This is a genomic window from Dyella japonica DSM 16301 (assembly GCF_001010355.1).
Taxonomy (GTDB): Bacteria; Pseudomonadota; Gammaproteobacteria; order Xanthomonadales; family Rhodanobacteraceae; genus Dyella; species Dyella japonica.
Window position 1 is genome coordinate 1 of the sequence record NZ_JPLA01000076.1, and the last position, 285, is coordinate 285.

Here is a 285-nt window from a genome sequence, read left to right on the forward strand (position 1 = left end):
GAAAGTGCCCCTGCCCCGTTTTGAAACGTCCGACGTGGGTCGAAAGCGGACCTTACCAAGGCCTAAGTGCTTCTACAGGTGGGAGCGACTTTGGAGCATCCCCGGCGTAGCCGCATACCTCGACGCCCGCAAGATCTCCGTCACGCTCAAAAGCAAATATGCCGCTTCGCTCCTCACCCTCCCCGAATACGAAATCGGAAAGTATTCCCATGCCGCCTTTTGCGGGAGGCTTGCCGGGGATAACCAAGTCGAAGCTTGCGCAGCCGCAGGGGCACTTTCTCAAGC

The 285-nt window shown here is 58.6% G+C and carries 1 protein-coding gene; it reads right to left on the bottom strand.

Annotation, left to right across the window (positions count from 1 at the left end):
- Window positions 1-52: 52 nt before the first annotated feature.
- The coding region (locus Y882_RS20555; RefSeq protein WP_211259213.1) for a hypothetical protein at window positions 53-285 on the bottom strand (233 nt) is incomplete at its 5' end.